This is a genomic window from Paenibacillus sp. OK060, from assembly GCF_900101205.1.
GTDB lineage: Bacteria > Bacillota > Bacilli > Paenibacillales > Paenibacillaceae > Paenibacillus > Paenibacillus marchantiae.
The window spans coordinates 516945-535078 of record NZ_FNFR01000005.1 but is presented as its reverse complement, the minus strand read 5'-3'; the positions used below and the strand labels follow the sequence as shown (position 1 = coordinate 535078).

Sequence of the window (18134 nt, the reverse complement as noted above, 5' to 3'; positions counted from 1 at the left end):
GTATACTATGATTCGGAGCAGCAACAATTCACTGCGGAATAATTTACACAAGAAAGCAGGTTTCGCAATATGTTTGATCCGACGATTTATGACAATTTAAAAGTAGGCTTCGAAAATTACCTATATGATCTCGATAATTTGGATGAACTTATTTCCATAACAGATCGGAAGGATCAGCTTGAGATGGCTCGTATGTCCAGAGAGTTCGTGCTGCAATTCTGCCTGAGAGATTGTCCTGAGGTAACTGGCGAAGTGGTACTGAGCACATCGCTTGAGGATCTCGCGGCTGAGATTTTGGAGACACCAGGTGGTCCATCAGGTTGCCGTTTGCGGCTGCGGTTCAGAATGGTTGTTAAGGAGCCTGAGACTCAATGTCCGGCGATTAGCCCCCTATTACAAGAGAGCTGGCCGGAACAACGAAAATTGCAGCATATTCATTATATATTTGAAGATCAGCCAGCAACTTACGCCGTCACTGCTGAAGTACATTTTGACCGTAGTGTGAATGAAGATCAGATGGGAGATATCCCTGATCTGTGCGACCATATGGTCAATGTGCTGACTAAATTATTGCAATTGCACAAATAACCAAGCGAAAAAGTCTTGTCTCTGCTCAAAGAGACAAGACTTTTTTTATTTTTTTTTTGAATGCCAAATAGGCTATCAGGCGTAGGTATAAGGACTTGAGGTTAATATTTTACGCAAGCAAGTAAGAGAATGTATATTTAATAAGCCGAATAAGTGCGATTGAACTATATGCATAAGGTGAAATTGCGAAAGTGAGTTTGGGACTAAAGATTTAGTACCGGACTAAAGGAACTAGTTTTCCTTGCCGATAAAATATCGAAGGGGAGAAACTACATGACAGAGAAATTAATTCGTCTTCTGCGTATACTTCAGGCTATACAAGCGAATCCCGGAATTTCCGCCAAAGAATTGGCGTTGAAATGCGGTACCACTGTGCGCACGATTTATCGCGATCTCCGAATTTTGGACAGGGTTGCCCCTATCATGAATGAAGGTTATGGCAAGGGATATCGGTTCATTGGTGAATTTGCCATGTATCCTCTGGATTTTACCGAACAGGAAGCGATGGTATTCTCGATGCTTCCATCCGTGGTGGATACTTCGCAACTCCCGGCTGAATTTGATTCAGCTTTTGACAAGGTGATGACAGCTCATACCAAAATGAAATCGAGAAACAGTGACATTGTAGAAAATATTGCAGGCATTATTCGTATGGGTACACCTGCATACCGGGAAGAAGGGAAGTATCCCAATTTACTTATTCCAGTCATTGAAGCCATTCTGGATCAACAAACGATTCGAACCCAATATCATACGCTTACGAAAAATGAAATAACGGTCCGCGATATTGACCCCTATTACCTCATTCCGCGCGATCAGCGTTTCTACTTGATTGGTTATTGCCACTTGCTGAAGAAAGTACGTTTGTTTCGGATTAGTCGCTTTCTGGACGTTATCCAGACCAATACCCATTTTGTTATGGGTGATTTCAACATAACGCAGTTCATGAAAAATACGTGGTCCATTGATCGTGGGGATAAACTGATTCATTTTAAAGTAAGGTTCAGTAAAGAGGTGGCCCCCTACATAAAAGAAGAAGAAATGTTTGTTCGTCCACGAATGACTGATTTGCCTGATGGCGGATTGTTATTTGAAGTAACGCTGAACAGTAGTCGTGAATTCCTGAAATGGTTATATCAATTTGGCCCCGAAGCGGAGGTTCTTGAACCCCGCGAATATCGTAAAGAAATTCGTAAACAACTCATAGAGTGGATGAAGCATTATGCGGAAGATCAATAATTTCAACCCTTCTAAAATCAAAAAAATGTGTAAAAGGAGCTTTTTCAATGAGTACCAAATTATTTGCAGCCATGTATGGAATGGAACATTATCATGGTGTAGAAGCTTTAAATGTAGGCGATATCCTGTTTCTGGTCAAAGACCCCGACAATCGGGTGGACTCTCGAGCCATCAAGGTAGTGGTTCCACCCATTGGGACGGTTGGATATATTGTTAATAATCCGCTGCTCGCTCCTCATGGTTGCTGGACAGGCTCGGGAATCTATGATGCTTTCCGCCAACAAACCTGCGCTAAAGTAAGGTTTGCCATGAAAGATATGATTATTGTGGAGTTAATTGAAATGATGTACGTTCCTGTTCCGCATATGGATAGTTTTATTGCAGACTGGCAGTCACGTGAAAAAGCCTAACGAAATCACAAGTGCAACAAGATTTATGCGCGGATGAGTCTTGTATAAGCTGCTTCAAGATGCATGGCTGTCCGGGCCCAACTGAACTGTTCAACTGCACTGACACGGCCAGCTTCTCCAAGCGAACGAGCGAGAGAAGGATTGTCTGCGAGTTTAGACAGGTAAGCAGCGAAACTTCGGGGATTGTGATACTGTCTCACAAGGTATCCATTACTCCCCGATACAATGATTTCACGAATGCCTCCATTGTCTGAAGCAATGACGGGTAGTCCTGAAGCCATGGCTTCAACATTAACCAGCCCGAAGGCCTCATGTTGTTGGGAAGGGCACACTAGACAGTCCACAGCCCTGTACAAACGGTCAATACGTTCATGAGCGATCTGACCTCGGAAGGCGGCATCCACCTTTAATTTTCGGGCAAGCTGTCGCAGCTTGCGGACGTAAACTGGAGGTCCTTTACCTGCAATGATCAGTTGTACGGATACCTGCTGCTGAATAAGAGCTACGGCACGAATCAATATGTCCACACCTTTGCCGGGAATCAGTCGGCCTACATACAGAATGGAGAATGGCCCTGTAATACCAAACTGCTTCCGCAGAAGCTGCTGCTCTCCTTTAGTTGCAGGCAAAAAGCGGCTTAGGTCTGCGCCAAGTGGTACAACACCCATCCGTCGTTTCAAGGATGGGAATCGACGAGCCAGCCTTTGTCTGAGGGATTGACTGTTGACGGCAATCCAGTTCGCTTTTTTTAACAGCGCTAATCTTGCAGGACCTGGTTGTGCAAAGGTTAACGAGTGAAGATAGAGCACCACAGGTAACGAAGGGAAGGCGCGTTTAATTGCAGCCATACTATGTGGTCTGTTGTCTACCTGGATCAAATCGAAGGGCTGAATTTTCAGAAAACGGATCACTGCCCTTGTGTACTCGCTGGGGCTGGTTGCTGTTACACGACGGATCGTAATGCCATCTAATTGCTCTGTGATGGCAAGGCCGGGCATCTGACGACTTAAGATCGTCACCTGGTGACGGAGTGCAAGTTCGCGAGCAATGCCGAGGAGGCAGATTTCGACTGATCCGTTACCTGGGACTGGCAATTTTTCAGGCGCTATCAGGGCTATTTTCATCAACAGGCTCCTCCTTGTCCATATTCGTAACAATCTACTTTGGTCATATATCCTATGTGCATCGGGTGGATTTGGCTCCTGTGGAACTACGCGTGAGGGGAAATTTCGTTTTTGTGATATACTGTACGGGGTGCAGTGAAATCGTTGCGCGTATTTAGAAGCAGGAGGAAAAAAATGTTACATTCAACACTCAGCCGCTTTCGACTGCTGTTGTGGTTGCAGGGGCTTTCATATGTGCTGTTGTTATTTGTTGCTTTTCCATTAAGGGAATCAGGAATCCTGCCTCAGGCAGTCACGTGGTTTGGCAACATCTATGGCTTTTTATTTCTGATGTATTTATTATTTATGGTGAGTCTTTATACCACGCAAAAATGGCGTTTACGTCGTCCAATTGCTTTGTTTTTTGTCTCATTTATCCCGCTAGGCAATTTCATCTATGATCTGCTGGTCTTTCGCAAGCTGGATCGTAGTCAGTCAAATAAAGCTTGACTTTGCTTATCGTTATGAATATGATGAGAACAGATTATTGAACCTGTTTCAACTTAAAACTAAATATTCCTGATGTTAAAGGGGAGTAGCTTTCACAGTAAAGTCGTCAGTTCGGGATTATATCCCCGGCTTTATTGGCAGCAATTTTGTTGTTAGCGAGACCTTTACCAAGTTTTCATACTGGGTAAAGGTCTCTTTTTGTGAATAAAAAGGACCTTACCAGTAATGGTAAAGGTCCTTTTTTTTGTACATCATAAGGATACTAAGGAGGAGTCAATTTTGGATTTGTCATTATTATTGGAGTATGGGTGGGTTCTCGTCGTATTAGTAGTCCTGGAGGGATTGCTTGCAGCGGATAATGCATTGGTTCTTGCCATTATGGTTAAGCATTTACCTGATGATAAACGCAAAAAGGCGTTATTTTATGGTTTGATGGGAGCGTTTATTTTCCGATTGGGTTCGTTGTTCCTCATCTCGTTCCTCGTGGACGTATGGCAGGTTCAAGCAATTGGTGCCCTGTACCTGTTGTACATCTCGATTAACCACATTATCAAGAAGGTTATGGGTAGCCGAAACAAAACAGATGAAGCGGCTGATTCCGCTCCCAAAAAACAAAAAAAACAATCTGGTTTCTGGATGACTGTATTCAAGGTGGAAGTGGCAGATATCGCGTTCGCGGTCGATTCCATTCTCGCAGCTGTGGCGCTGGCTGTTGCCTTGCCGCCAAGTGGTCTTCCTCCGATCGGTGGACTTGACGGTGGCCAGTTTATCGTCATCTTCCTCGGCGGATTTATCGGTCTCGTCATCATGAGATTTGCGGCTTCCTTCTTCGTTAAGTTGCTTCATTCCCGTCCAGGGCTTGAAGTTGCAGCCTTCGTTATCGTCGGCTGGGTTGGGGTTAAGTTGGCTGTTATTACACTTGCACACCCTTCACTGGGCGTTCTGGATGAGCATTTCCCGGAAAATAAAATTTGGAAATTTGGATTCTACATTGTGCTGATTACGATTGCAGTATGCGGTTGGTTCCTGTCTTCCAAGGTGCCTGAAAAAGAAGATGAAAATCCTGTGGAAGAATTGGAAAAACAAGCAGGGAAATGATAAGATGCAGAATCAAATCTGTCAAAACATGTACCATCAATAATCGATATCTAATCTCATGATATGCATGATTAAGCAGGGTCTGTTCCTTACAGACCCTGCTTTTTTTATATAAGTTATTGGCACGAAGTTAAATCTAATGCATATGCAAAATAGGTAATTTTCCAAGAAAAGGGTTGACACATCGAAACGAGTCCGCTTAATATAAACATAATATTAATGAAGGGAGGCCGAGAGATATGATGGTTGGTTATGATTTGAAATTCACAAAGACACTACGAAGCACAGACACAATTGTATATCCAGTTCATCGTCTCTTTGGCCTCATACGGGCGACATAGGGGAAGATGCATATCGTTTATCCTTGGAACGTTATTAATCGATATGCTACTCTCGGCGTATATAGCAATGGAGAACAGATGCGGCATGTTCATGCTGCTTTTGTTTTCTGTTATTGTCATGAAGAAGTCACGGGCGAACTGTCCGTGGCTTCTTTTTTGTTGTACTGAATATGGATATGAATTCGGAATAACGTTAGGGTTCAATTTTGAAATGAACCGAATTAGCTGAACGTACAGGAAGGAATAATAAACATTTATGAATACACAACCTAATTTATTTACGACTCAAAATGAACTCACAGGTGGCTACCGACATGAAGTCAAATTGCCTGCTGGGGACTTAACGGTATATGCGGCACAACAACTATTCTCGTCATTGGACTATAAGGTGTTCGAGATGGCGAACAACAATCTTCAAATCCCGGGCATTTCCTATATGAGCTATACGCCTGACGTGCATGTCGGTGTAGGCACCTGCATCGGTACAACGGCGGTATGGGATGCCAAGAGTGGCTATGTATCTCCATCCATCGTAGGCAGTGATATCGGCTGTGGCATGCGGGTGCATATGACCAATTTGCATAAGGACGACCTGAAGGATGTGAAGCTGCGCCGTAAACTCGTGAAAGCCATTGAGAAAGTGCTGCCGATGGAGGCAAATCAGCGCGGTCATTACTCGGACATTCGTTTGGAGCATATTGTGCGAAAGGGTCTGCATGGATTACCTAAAAAATATATCCCGGACAGCTATACACCCAAAAAATCAACTTCCATCACTCATGTAGAGAGCAGCAAATTTGCCTTTGATGAGGAAGTGTTGAATCTGGTACCGGATATGACTTGGCATCGGGCTCATCGCCAGTTAGGAACTTTGGGTGGAGGCAATCATTTTGCCGAGATTCAAGCGATTGAGATTGCGGAGGAAAATCGGGAGATTGCGGAAGCCTGGGGTCTGTACGATGGACAAATTGTTGTCATGATTCATTCCGGTTCCCGGGCTTGGGGTGGGTATGTAAGCCAAACTAGTTCATCAGCGATTGCGAAAGTGATGCAGCGAAATGGTCTGGGGACATCCGATCCAAGACTGGTTTTTGCTCCGCTTGAACATGCGGAAGGTCTCCATTACGTCAATATGATGTATTCTGCACTGAATTATGCTGTGGTGAACCGCCATCTGATTGCTTATGCAATTCGCGAAGCTTTTCGGGATGTGTTTGGTCCAAAATGCGAATTTCGAACCCTCTATGATCTGATGCACAATTATGCATGGGAGGAATCGCACTCGGATCAAGGTTCCGTTTTTGTACACCGTAAAGGAGCTACACGTGCATTACCTGCTGGTCATCCGGATAATCCGAAGCCATATCTGGCAACAGGTCATCCCGCGCTTATACCCGGTTCAATGGGGACGGCTTCGTATATCATGGTAGGTCAACCCGAGGGGAAGGATAACTATTATTCGATTTGTCATGGGGCAGGACGCATTCGTTCGCGTACAGCAACGAAGCGCCTGGTTACCGTGGAGGATTTTGCCTCGGCGCTGGGTGTGGGAACTGAAGATGAGATTGTGGTGAACCAGCGTTCGCTTGAATCGATTATTGATGAATCGCCGCAAGCTTATAAAAATGTCGATGAAATTATTGATAGTGTTACCGGCGCAGGTCTGGCTCAAGTTGTAGCCAAATGTAAACCACTTGCCGCTGTGAAGGGAGCTAAGTAATGACGATAGAGAAAGAACAATTGAATCATAATAGAGTCATCTATTCCTATGAGGAGCAACAAGACAGTCAAATCCGAAACGAAGGCTATGCCATATATGCCCGCTTGATTCGCGGCATCATTGAAGCGCTTGGCAATCGATACGGCGTTCGTTATGAACTCTATGCAAGTGATGATCCAAACAGTGAATACTGGGATCTGCTAAAAGAAGATCTGCAAAGCAACAGTACGGAAGTGGAATTGGTTGCCCGGATTTTCGAAGATCTGGAGCTGCGTACACTGCATTATGAGGATGATGGAGATGCACCGACATATGGGGTGCATTATTCGATTCGCAACAATGTATTTGCCTATCCGCAGTGGGGAGTGGCTCTCGTCCGCATTCCTTTCTTCCGGGAGAATGGGATATACAATGAGGATTTTGTTTTTGCTACAGGAGAAGAGGAATTGAAGCAATTTCTGGGCAGTGTAAGGGAACGGGAACGGCAGCAAAATATGAAAAAAGTCACGGTGTACACGGATGCCCGCAATGGCAGTGATCGTCATGTGGAATCCATTACCCGCTCTGTGGGGCGGGATGAGGTCGTGCTTTCTCCGCAAATTAAACAGGATATTTTCCGTTCGTTGGACCAGTTTTTCGAGGCAGATCGTTCCTTTTATCGGGACTATGATATTCCTTACAAACGTGGAATCCTGCTGTACGGCCATCCTGGAAACGGAAAAACGACCCTCGTAAAATCCATTGCGGGAAGCATACCGGGGCCTGCGGCATATTGGCAAATTACCGAATACACAAACAGTGAATCGGTGCGTGAAGTGTTCGAAGCAGCCAAACGTTTGGCTCCCATGGTACTGATTATTGAGGATATCGATTCCATGCCAGATGAAGTTCGTTCCTTTTTCCTGAATACATTGGATGGGGCAACGTCCAAAGAGGGCATTTTCCTAATTGGCACCACGAATTATCCGGAGAAAATAGACCCAGGGCTCATGAACCGTGCCGGTCGGTTTGATCGGGCTTATGAAATACCGCTACCGGACGAAGGGCTGCGCCTGCAATATTTGAACCAACGCGGCTTTGATGTCTTCGCAGGGGAAGAAGGTACGCTGGAAGCTGCACGATTGACGGATACCTTTTCTCTTGCTCAACTTGGAGAGCTGTATGTCAGCGCAGCGCTGGAATGGCACCAGAATGGCGAGACAGACATTGTGCAGATCATTCAGTCGATGCGAGGAGAGTTGGACAAGAGCCATAAACATAACTGGCTGGCTCAGCCAGGTAAAGGCCGTGCAGGTTTTTATTAATCGAATATAACCATTAAAATATTCTCACCTCAATTGGTTATACTAAGGCTGTCTGAATCAACATACAATGACTTTTGGGAGGTACATAACGCAGTCTTGAACTGTGTAAGATGCCCGGAAGTGACGCAATCTGTTTATAATGCCTTGTTATAGGCTGTAGAACAGAGAAAAGGGCATATGAACAAAAGGTAATATACAACAATTTTCATGCCAATTGTTTAAATGCTTCTGTAGCGGTTAATAGTAGACAGACAACAACAAAAACTTTAATTAGAGGTGAATGATATGGGTTGGTTATGGTCATTAATTATCGGTGGTATCATTGGATGGTTGGCAGGTCTGATTGTTGGTCGTGACATTCCCGGCGGCGTTATCGGTAACATCATTGCCGGTTTTATCGGCGGATGGTTAGGTGGAGTAATCCTGGGAGATATGGGTCCAGAAATGGGCGGATTCTACATAGTACCGGCATTAATCGGTGCCATTGTACTTGTAGCAATCGTGAGCTTGATCTTCCGTTCTATGGGCCGAAGCCGCGGGTAACGAATTCAAGAATTCTTGAATATACAGTTAGTCGGCAACACGCACTTTGAATAACTGTTGATATAACAGATGCTTCTGAAGAGGTTGATGGAAGTCCACGGACGTGGCTTTCCATCAACCTCTTTTTGTTTTAAGATATAGGTACAACAGAAAGGGATGAGTGTGCATGGAAAAAGCTACATTTGCCGGCGGATGCTTCTGGTGTATGGTTACACCATTTGAAGAGCAACCAGGCATTCATGGTATTGTATCAGGCTATACCGGCGGTCACGTCGATAATCCAACATATGAGCAGGTCAAAACCGGGGAGACCGGTCATGTCGAGGTCGTTGAAATCACATTTGATCCAGAGGTGTTTCCGTATGAACGTCTGCTGGAGCTATATTGGCCCCAGACGGACCCAACCGATGATGGAGGGCAATTTCAGGATCGTGGCAGTCAGTACCGGACAGCGATCTTTGTCCATAATGAACGTCAACGTGAGCTCGCAGAGCAGTCCAAGCAGGAGCTGGCAGCAAGCGGGCGGTTCAATCAACCGATTGTGACGGAGATTCGGGATGCAGTTGTGTTCTATCCGGCAGAAGATTATCACCAGGATTACCACAAGAAAAATGAGAAGCATTACAAAGAAGACCGTGCGGAATCCGGACGGGATGAATTTATTGAAGAAAACTGGAATAATTAATTCCATTACATTAGATCAATTTGCATCAGATCTTATTGAAAAAGCCGGGAGAGTTCCAACAGGAACTTCCCCAGCTTTTTTTGATTGTTCAATGATTAAGAGAATGTTATCTCAATGGCTACAGAACTTATCTACGTTCTCTGCGTTGTTGGGAGAACTCTACATCGTTGTGTGAAATAACAGAGCGCCCTGTTAACCGTTAGTCGGTCAACCAGAGCGCTCCATTTACTATTTAGCTGAGGCTGTCTTCAATACATACTTGGATAATGCATCGTCATTGATCTGATAAATAATATGATCGTTGTACGTTGAATACCCATCGAGCAATCCAGGAGAGGATGCAAACGTATATTCATGTACTGTATCCAATGTTTGCGGATCGAGAATATAACCTTTTTTGGCGAAATCAAGTTTATACTGCCCGTCCTGTGTACGATCAACCTGCATGAGAATAGGCTGCTCTTCCTTAAATGTACGTTCAGTCACTTGGCCTTTCATGGTGTACAGCTCCAGCTTTTGGCCTGTAAACAGAGTGTAACTGTTGCCTGCGGTCTGAACATAGGCATCACCGGCAATCGCACGGCCCCAGGCGAGTTTGCCATCGGTGCCAAAGCCCATCAGCTTGTTACCCGTGTTGGCAAAATTGGCACGCATGATCACGGAGCCATCTTCCAGAATGGCCAGTGATTCACCGCCACCGTCTCCCAGAGTGTTGGCATTGCTCGGGAACTGATAGAAGGAAAGACGATTCAGCGTACGATCGTAAATTTCCACTTTGGGATTAGCGGCCTGCTGCCAGAAGCTGCCCACTTTGGTTTGTTTGCTTGCATCGACTACGATTCGATCACTGCCTGCTTTGAGTACAGCACCGTTGATTGTTTTTTCCGTAATCAGTTTTCCCTTTTTGTCATACAGCGAGATGGCTGAACGAACGGAACCGTTCGATTGAACACCAGGGCTCGAAGCGATCAATAACGTATCGTCGTCCAGAAGGTACATGGATGATGAATTACTCACGTTTTTGACCCAGTTGGTTTTGCCGGAAGTATTGAACGAGTATACCTTTTTGGTTCCATCCGAATATTCCATATATACGTAAGCTGTGCCGTTGCTGGTATATAGCGAATTGGAGTAGGTTGTATAAGGCCCACTTTTCTCATGGAAAATAACGTTCCATTTCAATTGTCCGGTCGTGGCATCCAGCGCCTGAAGCGAATCTAGCTGCCAATCCAGCTTCGTATTGCTGCTTGTTTTGGTCACGGGCTGGGAAGAATGCACATACACCAGATTTTTCGCAGGTACTGCGTTCACTTCGTTGACGATAACGTCTTTCTCCGTATTCACTTGGGTGAGTGAGAGAGAAGATGATGTCCATGAAGGCTTAGGCAAGGGTGCATTTTGTTCTGCGGCCGCGTAGCTTGGTGTATGCAGGCTGAAGAGGAGCGTGCCACTGAGAAGAAGCGCAGCCCATGTTTTGGACTTTCGTTTGTTGGATGTATGCAAGTTATAAACCACCTTTCTTCGATTCAAAATAGAACCGATTGTTGAATTCTACCATTTCACACATGTGAAATTCAACCTGAGTGTCTGTAACCTTTTATGATTGAGGTGTAATATTAATGTTGTTTCGAGAAGTTCTAGGGTTACAGGGAATTCATCTTCTTTCTGTTACGAGAGAAGTCTGCTATATTTAGTCGGGTGACGAGGGCTAAGAGGGAGATTAGCCTGACAGATTAGAGGAACGACAAGGAGAACAGACATGAACTGGAATGAAAATATGACCACTGTGGGTATAGGCGTTATCGTCCTTTTACTGCTCATTGCCTGGATCATTCGCCGTGTAATTCGGCGAGGGCAGCGCATACGAAGTGAGGCCAATCCGCGTAAGATTACGATTAAGGATATCGATAAAATGCAGGATGGATCGGAATTTGAACTGTACCTGTATCATTTATTCCAACAACTCGGTTATGCCGAAGTACATAAGACTACAAGCAGCCGTGATTTTGGTGCGGACCTTGTATTTGTGGATAGAGCAGGCAGACGTAATGTCATTCAGGCCAAGCGTTACGGAGCAAATCATCCGGTTGGACTCAGCGCAGTACAGGAGATTTACACGTCCATGCGTTATTATGAAGCAGATCGATCCATCGTGCTCACCTCAGCCAGATATACGGAAGCATGCCGGACGCTAGCAGCGGTCAACGGGGTGAAGCTGCTGGACCGTGAAGATCTGATGGACCTGATCATGCTGTTTAAATCCAGAAGAATGGAAGAAGCACTGGAATTGATTGAGGAAGACGATCAGGAACCTGTGGAAACATGGCAATCACGGCGGAAAAGAGTTCCACGTTAATCACCTTCACTTGTCTGCCTGCACATGATATATTGAGTGCATACCAACCAAGGGAGTGTGTTCAATTATCATGGCACGTACACAAACGCAAAAAGCATTGCGCAAAGCAGAGCGGTCAGGACAATGGTGTCCAGAGCAAAGTCGGAGAGTAAACGGAGATTATGGAGCATTATCCCAGCATGTTCGACTCATGCCCACGAAACAGGAAAAATTGCAAAAGGTCAAACACAAGAAGCGGACCCAGGATGGTGGTGCTTCTTTTTATTTTGTCTGTGATGTGCGGAGTGCTGCATAAGCATCAAAATTTTAAAAAAAGCTCTTCCTTCGATTGGTATGACATCCCTTGGACTGTTAAAATCAATGTATATCTTTTTAATTGGATCAATTATAGCTATACATCCTCCTATCTTCGATGAAGGGAAGAATTCTACATATGACAAAAGCGCTTCGCATGAATAAAAGAATCGTACGGCGTTTTTTGCTGCAGACGCAATTTTTATTGGGACGTTGGCCCGCCGTTTCCTTGCCTTCGGGTCCTGAACAGGTGATGCAGCTGATTCGCTCCCTTGGCTGCGTACAGATTGATCCTGTCGCTGCCGTAACCGGGAATCAGCATTTGGTGCTGGGCGCTCGTGATTCGGGCTATACCTCCGAATATTTACATACCTTGCTAAGTGATCATAAAGTGTTCGAATATTTTGCCAATGCCGCATGTGTTATTCCGATCGAAGATTATGCGATGTTCGAACCTGTACGTGCCCGATTAAGGGATCGTCTGGCTCCGTCATTGGAAGGGCTGGGAAACACGGTGCAGCATGTGCTGAAGCGTTTGGAAGAAGAGGGGCCGTTACCCTCCAGAGCTTTTCGTGCCGTCGAACGGGTAAGCGGATATTGGGACAATGCGGATGTACCGAAAACGAAGGATACTACGCTAGCGTTAAACTTGCTGCTGGATTCGGCTGCCATTCGTGTCGTGGCAAGGCAGGGGAATGAACGATATTTTCATATTACTGAATCCGGATTGTTGGAGCAGGGCGAATCCACGACAGCGGAAATCGATCCTTTGACTCAAAGGCAAGCTTTGATGGACAAGTACATTTACGCATATCGGGTCGTGGATGCCCGAGATCCACGATTAGGCTGGATGAAATCCACGGCTGCCGAACGTCGGAATGATATGGCTGCACGTGTCGCAGATGGTCGCATGATCGCACTGGAGGTAGAGGACGTCGCGACGCCTTATTACATCCGTGCAGAAGATGAGGGTTTGTTGCGTGAGATGGAAAGGGAAGAAATGCATTATGATCCATCAGGTCCGGTACGATTCCTGCCCCCGCTGGACAACCTGCTGTGGAGACGGGAACGGATTGTGGATTTATTTGATTTCCATTATAAGTGGGAGATTTACACACCAGAGGTGAAACGAACCTACGGATATTACGCCATGCCCATTCTTCACGGCGATCGGCTGATTGGACGAATGGACCCGCGACTCGATCGCAAAACGGGCGTGCTAACGGTTCGGTTGTTATCGATGGAAGAGACTGCTTCGCCTGTGGAGGAATGGATCGCGGATTTTCGGGAGGGACTCCATTTCTTTGCAACGATGCATGGAGCGAGATCCATCACGGTAGAGAAGACGGTGCCGAAGGGGTTGAAAAAGCAACTCAAGTCGATCTTATAGAATCGGTAGACGTCAAAAAGGGAGCGAAAGCTCGCTCCCCTAAGGCTGGATCTGGACCCTGTAATAAGCTTGTTTACTCCAGTCTAACAGCAAAATTAGTTTTCAATTAACGCAGATGTGGTACTTCAACATTTGGATCAACATCTGCTTCATAATCCACACCGTCGGTTTCGAAACCAAACAGTTGGAAGAATTCCTGACGGTATCCTACCAGATCGGACAGATCGTAGATGTTTTCGGTGGTCAGCTCGTTCCAGAGCTTCGCCACTTCTTCCTGAACATCCGCTCTCATCTCCCAATCGTCAATACGAATACGCCCTGCTTCATCGGTCGGAACTTCTCCTCCCGCATAGAGGCGATCAGCGAACAAGCGTTGCAATTGCTCGATGCAGCCTTCATGCAAGCCTTTTTCCTTCATGACTTTGTACAATGCAGAGATATACAACGGCACCACTGGAATTGCAGAGCTTGACTGGGTTACCAGCGCTTTGGCTACGGTTAGGTAAGCACGTCCGCCCTTTGCACTCAGACGATCATTCAGCTTGTGGGCTGTCGCTTCCAGATGGTTTTTGGCTTGACCGATGGAACCATCACGATAAATGGCATGCGTAAGTTCAGGACCGATGTAAGAAAAGGCAATGGTTGTTGCATTGTCGGCGAGTACGCCACCTTGTTGCAAGGCATCCATCCACAGTTCCCAATCATCTCCACCCATCACGGCTACGGTCTGGCGAATTTCTTCATCGGATGCCGGATCAATCGTAACGGACGTAACTTCTCCCGTATGAAAATTGACTGTTTTGTTCGTATACGATTGTCCAATCGGTTTGAGCACGGAGTTGAATACTTCACCAGTATTCGGATCGGTACGGCGTGCTGACGCTACGCTGTAGACAACCAGATCAACCTGACCGAGTTCACTGCGAATCAGTTCAACGGTCTTTTCTCTTGTTTCGTTGGCAAAGGCATCACCTGTGATACTGTATGATTTCAGTCCTGCTTCTTCTGCAGCTTTCTCAAATGCAGCGGAGTTGTACCAGCCTGCTGAAGCCGTACGTTTTTCAGTGGAGCTGCTTGGGCGATAAATGCCGATGGTGTTGGCTCCGGCACCGAATGCGGATACGACACGCGAAGCAAGTCCATATCCAGTAGAAGCTCCGATAACGAGTACGTTCCGCGGTCCGTTCAATTGCGGTTGGGATTTGACATAATCAATTTGCTCCTGGACTTGTGCAGCACAGCCTACAGGATGGGAAGTTGTACAAATAAAACCACGTGTTCTTGGTTTAATAATCATTCATTTGCATCCTTTCATATTCAACTCTTGTTCTTCATTATTGGATAATGCTCTTGTACATACCACCTTATTGTAAAACAATTGCCTCCGAAACGGAAACCGTTTCGATGGATTTGGCTAAAAGACGGTATCCGGCTTCGCATCCGGGATGATATTATATAATTTGAGCTAAACATTTACACGATAACGGAGAGGACAGAACAGGTCTGCAGAAGCGAAGCGTTCGCCTTTATCACCGGATTTTCCCCTTCTATAAGGGATTTCAAAAAATCTGGGGATAACAGCGATCGGAAGATGGTTCTGGCCACGTAGTGCTCTAGTGTAAAATCATTCGTTCAACTTATAGTAATTCCAGGATCGAAACGAAAGGAAGACTAGCCATGCTGAAGGAACGGATTGAATTTCTGAGCAAAAGAAAGCAAATCTCCCGCAAAGACCTCGTGGAAGGTCTGGTTACGCAGGCTCACTTTGCCAATATTCTGGCCGATCGTTATCCACTCCCTGAAGATCTGGCAGAGGCTATTGCGTCACGTCTTGGCGTAACGACTTCCTATCTGTTAAACGCTTCTGCACAGGATGAAGAAACACTGGCGCGGGCAGAGGCCATTTTTGAACAAATGTCAGTTCCAGCTTCCGCCATATTAGAAGAAACGGTCCATGCACTTGAAGATCGGGATGATACGCTGACAGTAGAGCTAACCACGGCTTTAATGAAGGCGGTCTATTACCAACAATTAAATGATGCATCGGCTCATGAATATATACATACATCCTATTTGAATTTTTATCTGGAGAAATACGGCCGTCCTGACGATGTGGATCTGCCCCGTCCGTTAGCAAAGGCGTTATTATATTACAAAGTGCAGTACTATCGTTCCAAGCTTGCTTCTGTGGATGTGTTAACACATGCAACCAGGCTCAGTGAATTGGCCCTTCCTGGAAGTGAATTCTGGCTGTCTGTGCAAAATATCAAGATGGAAGCCTACATTCAGGTCAAACAGTACGAAGAGGCCAAGCAGGTATTCGATCTCACCATGAGACATGTCTATGATCAGCGGCTGTTTCATCGGTTGTCCGGTTTGTATGTGGCGTACAGCGGATATTGCTTTGCGATGGGACTTGTACAGGAGGCGCTCTCGGCATTGACCATGGCAGAGGCGAATCTGGTGTATGCGGGTAATCAGGGCGATCTTGTCACTGCCATTGCCAATAATCGGATTGTGATGTTAACCATGACAGGGGAGCTGGATCAGGCGCAGTCGGAGATCGAGCGATTCGAATCCCTGTTGCAGCAGGAACCCGAAGAAACCCAGCAGGCCATGAAGCCTTTAGTGAGTGTGTATCGCTGTGAAGTGGCACTGGCACGAAAGAACTGGGGGGGACTCGCGCAGAGTGTGGATCAACTGTTGAATAGTGCAACGACTCAGGATCAGCAGATGAGTGCAACCTTCTACCAGAGCCATCTGGCTCTTGCACATGGAGATCGTGAAGTGTTCATGGAGCGTGCGCTTTCGTGTCTGCCTTATTTTGAGTCCGTGCAGCATGTCATGCGTCTTGAACCTTTATATGAGGGAATGGCCGTGGTGTCCGAGGATCAGCGAAAATATAAGGAAGCCGCCATGTATTATCGGAAGCTGGTCTACCTGTTACGCAAAAAATAGATTGAAAATCGGCTTGGAACCGCCATTTTTTTGCATGATTTTGTTCAACACCGGTGCATTAGGCACAAAATATGCCTGCCAACCTTTCATTCAAGAGTCGTTTTCGGCTCTTTTTTTGCGGAATCAACCGAAATGTATGTTAAAGAAACGAAAATCCAGTGGTTTAATCACCGGTTTTTTCGTTTCTTTTGTATGCAGTCAAAAGGGTATTCAAGGACAAGCCGTCCTGTTTATACTTTAACTATAACCAAAAACAAAAAAAACGAGGTGTTCATTATGGGATGGTTTGGTAAAAAGAACAAGCAGGAAGATGCGATTGCGAAGGCGGATAAAATGATGAATAAAGGACTTACCGGCATGATGATGAAAGGTTTTGTATCAAAGGAGCATCGGGAAGCCATCAACCAGAGTCTGGATTCGGCAAAACAGGCACAACTGGCGGCAAGTGGTTCCCTTCCCTTAACTGCAACAGCCACGGTAATCACGATTACCGATACGGGCAAGCTGATCAATTTTGATCCAATTGTTGTGCTTGTGCTGGATGTAACAGAGACGAATGGCAATCAGTATCAGCGAACATTGGAAACACTGGTGTCCAAGATGCAGATTCCACGCGTGGGAGATCGAGTGGGATTGGGGCAAAATCCGGCGAATCCGACAGAGCTAATTTACATGGGTCTGTTGTCTATCTAGAAGGTGTTCGAACTACAAACGAGCATTCTATCATTTAATAAAGACAACTAACAACGAATAATAGAGATATAGAGAGGGTGGGGCAGATGGTAGGTTTCCTGAGATTGGTCGGTGTGTTGACTGTGTTTGGGGTGGGATTCTCCCCATTTCTGGCACAGCAGCTGTGGAATGATCCTTTTATCATTATGCAGGCATGGTGGTATACACCAGCGATTTTTGCCGGATTTGGGCTGATCTTTATTCCCTCCATTTTGGCTAATATCTTCGGCGTTGGGAGAGTGAAGTCAGGATTACCAGCGGTTGGTGTCATTAAAAGCATCCAGCAGACGGGTACGTATATTAATGAGCAGCCGGAAGTTCGACTGGGCCTGACCGTCTCGCGTAAAGGACGTGAGAAATACGATACCGAGTTGAGAACGATCATACCGTTGACTTCAATGTCTCAATTCCAGCCGGGCAGTTTAATTCCCTTAGTGGTCTCTGTGACGGATGAACACAAGGTAGGGCTTGATCTGAAGGGGAGGCTATCGCAGGAAGATATACAGCAATTGCTGGATGAGAAGATGGTGCAGCATGGTGTGGCACCTGAGATGATGGATATTGCACGAACGGGCGAGAAAGCGATGGCCAAGATATTGGATGTTACTCCACTTGGAAGCGGAGGTAATGGCAAAATCAAACTTCAGCTAACGCTTAGTGTAACGAAGTCAAATGGAGAGACATTTAAGGTCACTATACCAAAGGAAATTTATCCATCTACCCTACCTCAGGTTCAGCAAGGTCATATTATTAACGTGATCTACTCGAAGCAGGACCCGTCAAAAGTAGTGTTGGCATTGAATGTACAGGAAGAACAACTAAGTAATTTGTTCTCATCCTGATGGCTATATAAACAAAAGAAA

Annotated in this window: 18 protein-coding genes; 15 read left to right on the top strand and 3 right to left on the bottom strand. The window is 45.7% G+C overall.

Translation table 11 applies throughout. The annotated features are described in order from the left end of the window. Positions 1-69 precede the first annotated feature (69 nt). The 3 genes from BLS14_RS21015 (at position 70) to BLS14_RS21005 (ending at position 2237) form a co-directional block, all read left to right on the top strand. Positions 70-588, top strand: a complete 519-nt coding sequence (locus BLS14_RS21015; RefSeq protein WP_090953778.1) for a hypothetical protein — start codon at positions 70-72, stop codon at positions 586-588. Between the two features lie 273 nt (positions 589-861). Continuing rightward, positions 862-1827 (top strand): helix-turn-helix transcriptional regulator, encoded by a 966-nt coding sequence (locus BLS14_RS21010; protein ID WP_079697431.1) that lies wholly within the window; start codon positions 862-864, stop codon positions 1825-1827. A gap of 47 nt (positions 1828-1874) precedes the next feature. After that, positions 1875-2237, top strand: a complete 363-nt coding sequence (locus BLS14_RS21005) for an HIRAN domain-containing protein (protein WP_063566897.1) — start codon at positions 1875-1877, stop codon at positions 2235-2237. A gap of 23 nt (positions 2238-2260) precedes the next feature. Here BLS14_RS21005 and BLS14_RS21000 read toward each other — a convergent pair whose 3' ends face one another. Further along, positions 2261-3361, bottom strand: coding sequence for a glycosyltransferase family 4 protein (locus BLS14_RS21000; RefSeq protein ID WP_090953776.1), 1101 nt, complete (start codon positions 3359-3361; stop codon positions 2261-2263). Between the two features lie 174 nt (positions 3362-3535). Between BLS14_RS21000 and BLS14_RS20995 the strand changes: the two genes are divergently transcribed. The 6 genes from BLS14_RS20995 to msrA all read left to right on the top strand — a co-directional run bounded on the left by BLS14_RS20995 (position 3536) and on the right by msrA (position 9541). Beyond that, positions 3536-3850: a DUF3817 domain-containing protein gene (locus BLS14_RS20995; protein ID WP_090953774.1), complete on the top strand. Its 315-nt coding sequence runs from the start codon at positions 3536-3538 to the stop codon at positions 3848-3850. A gap of 279 nt (positions 3851-4129) precedes the next feature. Continuing rightward, entirely contained in the window at positions 4130-4948 is an 819-nt protein-coding gene (locus BLS14_RS20990; RefSeq protein WP_053779176.1) for a TerC family protein, read from the top strand. Between the two features lie 597 nt (positions 4949-5545). Next, positions 5546-7009 (top strand): RtcB family protein, encoded by a 1464-nt coding sequence (locus BLS14_RS20985; RefSeq protein WP_072734726.1) that lies wholly within the window; start codon positions 5546-5548, stop codon positions 7007-7009. Beyond that, complete coding sequence (locus BLS14_RS20980; protein WP_090953772.1) at positions 7009-8313, top strand: AAA family ATPase; 1305 nt, start codon at positions 7009-7011, stop codon at positions 8311-8313. The genes BLS14_RS20985 and BLS14_RS20980 overlap by 1 nt, the downstream gene beginning before the upstream one ends. 285 nt (positions 8314-8598) lie before the next feature. Then, positions 8599-8856, top strand: coding sequence for a GlsB/YeaQ/YmgE family stress response membrane protein (locus tag BLS14_RS20975; protein WP_017686880.1), 258 nt, complete (start codon positions 8599-8601; stop codon positions 8854-8856). Between the two features lie 166 nt (positions 8857-9022). Further along, positions 9023-9541, top strand: coding sequence for a peptide-methionine (S)-S-oxide reductase MsrA (msrA, locus tag BLS14_RS20970; RefSeq protein WP_090953770.1), 519 nt, complete (start codon positions 9023-9025; stop codon positions 9539-9541). A 228-nt stretch (positions 9542-9769) separates the two neighbouring features. On the opposite strand, the gene BLS14_RS20965 is transcribed toward msrA, so the two are convergent. Then, entirely contained in the window at positions 9770-11044 is a 1275-nt protein-coding gene (locus tag BLS14_RS20965) for a hypothetical protein (RefSeq protein WP_063565250.1), read from the bottom strand. A gap of 256 nt (positions 11045-11300) precedes the next feature. Between BLS14_RS20965 and BLS14_RS20960 the strand changes: the two genes are divergently transcribed. The 3 genes from BLS14_RS20960 to BLS14_RS20950 all read left to right on the top strand — a co-directional run bounded on the left by BLS14_RS20960 (position 11301) and on the right by BLS14_RS20950 (position 13581). Beyond that, positions 11301-11897, top strand: coding sequence for a restriction endonuclease (locus BLS14_RS20960; protein WP_063565251.1), 597 nt, complete (start codon positions 11301-11303; stop codon positions 11895-11897). Positions 11898-11967: 70 nt separating this feature from the next. Then, positions 11968-12192 (top strand): hypothetical protein, encoded by a 225-nt coding sequence (locus BLS14_RS20955; protein WP_063565252.1) that lies wholly within the window; start codon positions 11968-11970, stop codon positions 12190-12192. A gap of 156 nt (positions 12193-12348) precedes the next feature. After that, positions 12349-13581, top strand: a complete 1233-nt coding sequence (locus BLS14_RS20950; protein ID WP_256336622.1) for a DNA glycosylase AlkZ-like family protein — start codon at positions 12349-12351, stop codon at positions 13579-13581. A 106-nt stretch (positions 13582-13687) separates the two neighbouring features. On the opposite strand, the gene fabV is transcribed toward BLS14_RS20950, so the two are convergent. Continuing rightward, a complete protein-coding gene (gene fabV / locus BLS14_RS20945; RefSeq protein WP_090953766.1) occupies positions 13688-14878 on the bottom strand; it encodes an enoyl-ACP reductase FabV in 1191 nt (396 codons plus the stop codon). Between the two features lie 380 nt (positions 14879-15258). Between fabV and BLS14_RS20940 the strand changes: the two genes are divergently transcribed. The 3 genes from BLS14_RS20940 (at position 15259) to BLS14_RS20930 (ending at position 18113) form a co-directional block, all read left to right on the top strand. Beyond that, a complete protein-coding gene (locus tag BLS14_RS20940) occupies positions 15259-16539 on the top strand; it encodes a transcriptional regulator (RefSeq protein ID WP_090953764.1) in 1281 nt (426 codons plus the stop codon). A gap of 276 nt (positions 16540-16815) precedes the next feature. After that, a complete protein-coding gene (locus tag BLS14_RS20935) occupies positions 16816-17232 on the top strand; it encodes a hypothetical protein (protein WP_063565256.1) in 417 nt (138 codons plus the stop codon). Positions 17233-17345: 113 nt separating this feature from the next. Beyond that, positions 17346-18113, top strand: a complete 768-nt coding sequence (locus BLS14_RS20930; RefSeq protein WP_256336621.1) for a hypothetical protein — start codon at positions 17346-17348, stop codon at positions 18111-18113. Positions 18114-18134 lie beyond the last annotated feature (21 nt).